Source organism: Stenotrophomonas sp., assembly GCF_036662295.1.
In the GTDB taxonomy this organism is placed as follows: domain Bacteria; phylum Pseudomonadota; class Gammaproteobacteria; order Xanthomonadales; family Xanthomonadaceae; genus Stenotrophomonas.
Map to the genome: position 1 here is coordinate 25,439 of NZ_JAVWXA010000041.1, position 6,376 is coordinate 31,814.

The window sequence follows — 6,376 nt, forward strand, 5'->3', positions numbered from 1 at the left end:
CTCTTTTTGCGCCATCCATGGCGCAAAACGGTCCCGCACCCCCACCCATACCCGCCCTTGGACAGTGGGTCGGTGCGCAACGTAAACGCGGGTTTTATGTGCTGACCAAATGCGTGCAGACTGCGGATGCGAAGTCTGCGGTCCGGCTATGAAGCAGATTCGCCTTGCGGAGGCTGGCATCCTCGCCCTACAACATCGCTGATTCCTGCGATCAGATGGCAGATAGACGATGGAGCACCCACCACCGCCCCGAGTGTCGAGTCAAATCGAAATGCGTGTGCGTGCGCGTTTGGATTTGCGATGCAAGCCGACCCCCTGTCCAAGGGTGGGTACGGGCGGGGGTGCGGGACCGTCATACGCCATGGATGGCGTATGTCGAGCTTACATGGGTGAAGGCGCATGGCTTGCGAGGCACTGCCTCGCATGCGACTGAACGCCCAGCCGCCAGCGGCTGGGCCGGGCCGCGGAGCGGGACTTGCAGCGTGTCCCTCACCCCCGCCCGTACCCGCCCCGCGCAGTAGCGCATGGCACTCGCGCGCCTTGATAACTCTCCAAGCACCCGTTCGACACGGACAAAGAAAAAGCGGCAGCACCGGAGTGCCACCGCTTTTACACAAGCCAACTCATCAAGCGAACGCGTCAGAGGATGTAGCGGCTCAGGTCCGGGTCCTGCACCAGCTCGCCCAGGTGCGCGTCCACGTAGGCCTGATCCACCCGGATCGTCTCGCCATCGCGGTCCGGCGCCTCGTAACTCAGGCTGTCCAGCAGGCGTTCCAGCACCGTGTGCAGGCGACGGGCGCCGATGTTCTCCTGGCGCTCGTTCACCTGGAAGGCGATCTCGGCCAGACGGTCCACTGCGTCTTCGGTGAACGTCATCGTTACGCCCTCCGTCTTCAGCAGCGCCTCGTACTGCTTGGTCAACGCCGCCTTCGGCTCGGTCAGGATCCGCACGAAATCCTGCTTGCTCAGCGCACCCAGTTCCACCCGGATCGGGAAACGCCCCTGCAGCTCCGGGATCAGATCGCTCGGCTTGGCCAGGTGGAACGCACCGGAGGCGATGAACAGGATGTGGTCGGTCTTGATCGTCCCGTACTTGGTCGACACGTTCGAGCCTTCCACCAGCGGCAACAGGTCGCGCTGCACGCCCTCGCGCGACACATCGCCGCCCGACGAACCCGCCTCGCCCCGCTTGGCCACCTTGTCGATCTCGTCGATGAACACGATCCCGTGCTGCTCGCAGGCCTCGATCGCCGCGCTGCGGATATCGTCCTCGTTCACCAGCTTGCCCGCCTCTTCCTCCACCAGCAGCGGGCGTGCCGCCTTGATCGTCAGCGACCGCTTCTGGCCCTTCGCCCCGCCGCCCAGGTTGGCGAACATCGACTTCAACTGCTGGCCCATCTCCTCCATGCCAGGCGGCGTCATGATGTCCATGCTCACGTTGGCCGACATCTCCAGCTCGATCTCCCGCTCGTCCAGCTCGCCATTGCGCAGCATGCGCCGGAACTTGATGCGGGTTTCATTGTCCTGCGCCGACGGCTCGTTGCGCGCCGCCTCCGCATCGAAACCGATCCCCACGCTGCGCCGCGGCAGCAGCGCGTCCAGGATCCGGTCCTCGGCGCGCTCCTCGGCCTGCGTGCGCACGCGCACCTTGGCCTGCTCGCGGTACAGCTTCACCGCCGTATCGGCCAGGTCGCGGATGATCTGCTCCACGTCCTTGCCCACGTAGCCCACCTCGGTGAAGCGCGTGGCCTCCACCTTCACGAACGGCGCATTGGCCAGCGTCGCCAGGCGACGGGCAATCTCCGTCTTGCCCACGCCGGTCGGGCCGATCATCAGGATGTTCTTGGGCATCACTTCATTGCGCAGCTCCGGGGCCAGCTGCATGCGGCGCCAACGGTTGCGCAGGGCGATGGCCACCGCGCGCTTGGCGTCGTGCTGGCCCACGATGTGCCGATCCAGTTCCTGCACGATCTCGCGCGGGGTCATGGTGGCGGAGGAAACTTCGATCTTGTGCGGCATGGGTGTGCTCACGAGGCTATGGGGCGAGGTTGCCGCGTTGTCCGGCGGCGACGGAACGGTGGGGTAGCGCCACGCCATGCGTGGCTGGCCGGGTATCGCCGCCACGCATGGCGCGGCGCTACCGGGCGTTGACCCTTCGGGTCAGAGCTCTTCAACCACCACATTGCGGTTGGTGTAGATGCAGATGTCGCCGGCGATGTTGATCGACTCGGTGGCGATCGTGCGTGCGTCCAGTTCGGTGTGCGCCAGCAGCGCGCGCGCGGCCGACAATGCATAAGAGCCGCCGGAGCCGATCGCGATGATGCCGTCTTCGGGCTCGATCACATCGCCGGTGCCGCTGATGATCAGCGAGGTGTCCTTGTCGGCCACCGCCAGCAGTGCTTCCAGCTTGCCCAGGCGGCGCTCGGTGCGCCAATCCTTGGCCAGCTCCACCGCCGCGCGCTGCAGCTGGCCGTGCTTTTCCAGCTTGGCCTCGAACAGCTCGAACAGGGTGAAGGCGTCGGCGGCCGCGCCGGCGAAACCGGCCAGCACCTGGCCCTCGCGCCCCAGGCGGCGCACCTTGCGCGCGTTGCCCTTCATGACCGTGTGGCCAAGGGTGACCTGGCCATCGCCTGCCACGGCCACATGGCCGTTGCGACGCACCGAGATGATGGTGGTGGCGTGGAATACGTTGGGATTCTGACTGGGGTCCATGGAGCCTCCGGGGTGACAGAGACTGAGGTTGGGGTCGTTGCCGGAGGCTTCAACCCACCCCGCCCTGCGCCCGGATGACGCAGCGGATCGATTCAGCTTTCGTTGCCGCCGGGGCGCCGCTTGGCACGCGGGTGCGCGGCGTCATACACCTTGGCCAGGTGCTGGAAATCCAGGTGCGTGTAGATCTGGGTGGTGGCGATGTCGGCGTGGCCGAGCAGTTCCTGCACGCCGCGCAGGTCGCCGGAGGATTCCAGGATGTGGCTGGCGAAACTGTGCCGCAGCATGTGCGGGTGGACGTGCTTGAACAGGCCCTGGCGCTGGGCCAGCTGGCGGATGCGGATCTGGATGGCGCGCTGGGTGATCGGCCCGCCCTTGCGCCCGGGAAACACCGGTTGCCCTTCCCCGCCGCCACTCTCGGTGCGCCAGCCGGCCAGCGCGGTGCGCGCATGCGTCCCAAACGGCACCAGCCGCTGGCGGCTGCCCTTGCCCAGCACGTTGACCAGCCCGGTAACGAAATCCAGGTCGCGCCAGACCAGCGCGCACAGCTCGCTCAGGCGCAGCCCGGAGGAATAGAACAACTCCAGCAGCGCGCGGTCGCGCAGGCCCAGCGGCCCGTCGGTCGGCAGCTCCACCAGTTGCACCGCCTCGTCGGCGTCGAGCACCTGGGGCAATTTGCGCGGTGCCTTGGGGGCCTTGAGGCCGGCCGCGGGGCTGACCTCGATGCGACGATGGCGCAGCAGCCAGGCGTAGAAACTGCGGCAGGCCGACAGCCGCCGTTGCAGCGACGTGGGCGACAACCCGCGGCGGTGTTCGGCGGCGATGAACTGGCGCAACTGCTCGCCGCCCAGCGCCTCCACCGTCGCGTCCTGCGCCTGCGACCACGCGGCCAGTGCCTCCAGGTCGCGGCGGTAGGCATCCAGCGTGTGCACCGACATGCGCCGCTCCACCTGCAGGTGCGAGAGGAATTCGGCGACGGCGCTCATCGCGACGGGGCCAGCCGCCGGATCAGGCGTGCGCGAAGCGCTGGAGCGCCACGCCCAGCGACTCGCCCATCATGCGCAGGAACAAGGTGCCCATGCCGGGATAGAAGCGGTTGGCATCGTGGCTGCCCACCGCGATCAGGCCCACGCCCGGCAGCGGCAGCAGCGCGCTGGACTGCACGTCGCCGACCCGGTCGCCGTACAGCACCTGGTTCTTTTCGGCCTGCAGGCGGCCGCAGATCGGCTCGCCATCCTTGAGGCAATCGCGGAAGGCGGCCAGGCTCGGGCTGTCCTCGGCGATCACCTGCAACCACGGCGCCTGCTCCAGCCCGGCCACCGGTTGCAGCACCACCAGGCGCACCAGGTCGCCGGCGAAATCTTCTTCCAGCGAGGCCGCCATCGCGCGCAGGGTATCGGCTGCCGAGGCCTGCTTCATCAGCGCCAGGGTCAGCTGGTGGGTGCGTACCGCCAGCCGCTCGTTGACCTGCGCGTTGCCGGCCAGGTCGGCCAGCCGCCGCGACAGTTCGCGGTTCTTGTCGCGCAGCACGTCCAGCTGGTAACTGGCCAGTGACGCGGTAGGGCCCTCGTCGCGCGGCACCACCAGCGTCAGCGCCAGGTCCGGGAACTGCTTGAGGAACCCCGGATGCCGACGCAGCCAGGCGGCCACTTCATGCGCACCGATCTTCTCGACCGCCTCGTTCATGCCGTCCACTCCCCTTCAAAGACGAAGGCCGCCGGGCCGGACATCACCACGTCGGCGTTGTCGGCCGGCCAGCGCAGGCGCAGGTCACCGCCAGGCAGCGACAGGGTGGCATCGCGCGCCAGCCGGCGGCGCTGCATCATCACCACCGCCGCGGCGCAGGCCCCGCTGCCGCAGGCCAGGGTTTCGCCCACGCCGCGCTCGTACACGCGCAGGCGCGCGTGCTGCGGGTCCAGCACCTGCACGAAGCCGACATTGACCGACTGCGGGAAGGTGGCGTGCTGCTGCAGCAACGGGCCCAGCCGCTCCACCGGGGCCGCGTCGACCAGGCCGACCTCGATCACCGCGTGCGGGTTGCCCATCGAGACCGCGCCAAAGCGTACCGTGTCGCCCTGCAGCGGCAGCAGGTATTCATCGCGTGCGCGCTCGAAACCCAGCAGCGGTACCTGTTGCGGTTCGAAGCGCGGCACGCCCATGGCCACGGCATAGTGGCCGTTATCCAGGCGCTCGATGGCATGGGTGGCCAGCGGGCTGTCGATGTTGAAGCGATCGCCGTTGGCGGCACCGTCGCGGACCAGCCAGGCCGCCACGCAGCGCGCGCCGTTGCCACATTGCTCGGACTGCGAGCCGTCGGCGTTCCAGATGCGGTAGGACGCCACCGAGTCCGGCGCACGCGGCGGCTCGATGGTGAGGATCTGGTCGCAGCCCACCCCGACGTGGCGATCGGCCAGGCGGGCGGCCAGGGCCGGGCTGGGCGCGGGGGTGCCGGCGCGCAGGTCCAGCACCACGAAGTCATTGCCGGCACCGTGCATCTTGCTGAAACGCAGGGCCGGGGTGGCGGCCTCAGTCATTGCCGTCTTCGGACTTCAGCGGCGCATCGACCGGATCGGGGACCACCGGCGGGTTGTCGGTGTCATCGACGGCGGCAGGCGAGGTGGCGGCATCGGTCGCCGGCTCGGCGACTTCTTCCACCGGCACCGGCTTCTGCGGCAGCACCAGCGGGCCCTTGTTGCCGCAGGCGGCAAGGAGAAGCAGCGAGGCCGCTGCCAACGGAATCAGGATTCGGTTGCGATGGGGGATGCTCATGCCCCGAGTATAGCCGCGCCCTCTTTGGCCAAGGGTATCGATTGGATGAACACGGCCACGGTAGTGCCGGCCGCTGGCCGGCAAGCCCTGGTAGTGCCGGCCGCTGGCCGGCAAGCCAACCCCTGCGCACGATGACAGTCTCACGCGGTTGCCGGCCAGCGGCCGGCACTACCGGGGCTGGCTACCCCATCATTCAGGATGTTTTTCTTCCGGTGGCAGCGGGCGGCTCCACAGCCAGATCGCCACCGCGGCCATGCTGCCGATGGAGAACCACTTCACCCAGGCGATGGGCACGCACCACAGCATGATGCCGGCGCAGACGGCCATGGTGAGGGTGGCCATCCACTTGGCGTAACGGCTGACCGCGCCATGGGCCTGCCAGTTGACGATGGCCGGGCCGAACCGCGGGTGCTGCAGCAGCCAGGTGTGCAGGCGCTCGGAGCCGCGCGAGGCGGCCCAGGCCGAGATCAGGATGAAGACCGTGGTGGGCAGGCCCGGCACGAAGATGCCGACGATGCCGGTGCCCAGGCTGGCATAGGCCAGCAGCCACCACGCCCAGCGGAACCGCACCGGCGGGCGCGGCGCGGGCGCATCGGCATCGGGGGGACGGTCGGGCACGGTCATGCGGGCAGCATAACGAGGCCGGGCGGCGACCGCGATGGCCCCCGCCCGGCCCGCCGCGTCACGGGGCCGGGGTCACGCCCAGCTGGTCGAGCACGAACGCATACGACTCGGCCAGCTCGTGATAGCGCTGGAAGCGGCCCGACTTGCCCCCATGCCCGGCCTCCATGTTGGTGCGGAACACGATCGGATGCGTGCCGGTGTTGTCATCGCGCAGCCTGGCCACCCACTTGGCCGGCTCCCAGTACTGCACCTGCGAATCCCACAGGCCGGTGCC

General features: G+C 68.6%; 8 protein-coding genes. All 8 read right to left on the reverse strand.

Annotation, left to right across the window (positions count from 1 at the left end; genetic code table 11):
• Positions 1 to 639: 639 nt before the first annotated feature.
• Positions 640 to 2,019, reverse strand: a complete 1,380-nt coding sequence (gene hslU / locus RSA25_RS10135; RefSeq protein ID WP_332808767.1) for an ATP-dependent protease ATPase subunit HslU — start codon at positions 2,017 to 2,019, stop codon at positions 640 to 642.
• A gap of 141 nt (positions 2,020 to 2,160) precedes the next feature.
• The gene (gene hslV, locus RSA25_RS10140) at positions 2,161 to 2,712 is read right to left on the reverse strand and encodes an ATP-dependent protease subunit HslV (RefSeq protein WP_017356659.1); all 552 of its coding nucleotides are present in this window, start codon (positions 2,710 to 2,712) and stop codon (positions 2,161 to 2,163) included.
• A gap of 92 nt (positions 2,713 to 2,804) precedes the next feature.
• The gene (xerC, locus tag RSA25_RS10145) at positions 2,805 to 3,695 is read right to left on the reverse strand and encodes a tyrosine recombinase XerC (protein WP_332808768.1); all 891 of its coding nucleotides are present in this window, start codon (positions 3,693 to 3,695) and stop codon (positions 2,805 to 2,807) included.
• Positions 3,696 to 3,717: 22 nt separating this feature from the next.
• On the reverse strand, positions 3,718 to 4,395 hold the full coding sequence (locus RSA25_RS10150) for a DUF484 family protein (RefSeq protein ID WP_332808769.1): 678 nt from the start codon (positions 4,393 to 4,395) through the stop codon (positions 3,718 to 3,720).
• Positions 4,392 to 5,243 (reverse strand): diaminopimelate epimerase, encoded by an 852-nt coding sequence (gene dapF / locus RSA25_RS10155; RefSeq protein WP_332808770.1) that lies wholly within the window; start codon positions 5,241 to 5,243, stop codon positions 4,392 to 4,394. Before dapF ends, RSA25_RS10150 begins: the two co-directional genes overlap by 4 nt.
• A complete protein-coding gene (locus tag RSA25_RS10160) occupies positions 5,236 to 5,478 on the reverse strand; it encodes a lipoprotein (protein ID WP_332808771.1) in 243 nt (80 codons plus the stop codon). Before RSA25_RS10160 ends, dapF begins: the two co-directional genes overlap by 8 nt.
• A gap of 189 nt (positions 5,479 to 5,667) precedes the next feature.
• The gene (locus RSA25_RS10165; RefSeq protein WP_332808772.1) at positions 5,668 to 6,102 is read right to left on the reverse strand and encodes a YbaN family protein; all 435 of its coding nucleotides are present in this window, start codon (positions 6,100 to 6,102) and stop codon (positions 5,668 to 5,670) included.
• Positions 6,103 to 6,160: 58 nt separating this feature from the next.
• Positions 6,161 to 6,376: prolyl oligopeptidase family serine peptidase (locus RSA25_RS10170; protein ID WP_332808773.1), on the reverse strand; the 216-nt coding region annotated here is incomplete at its 5' end.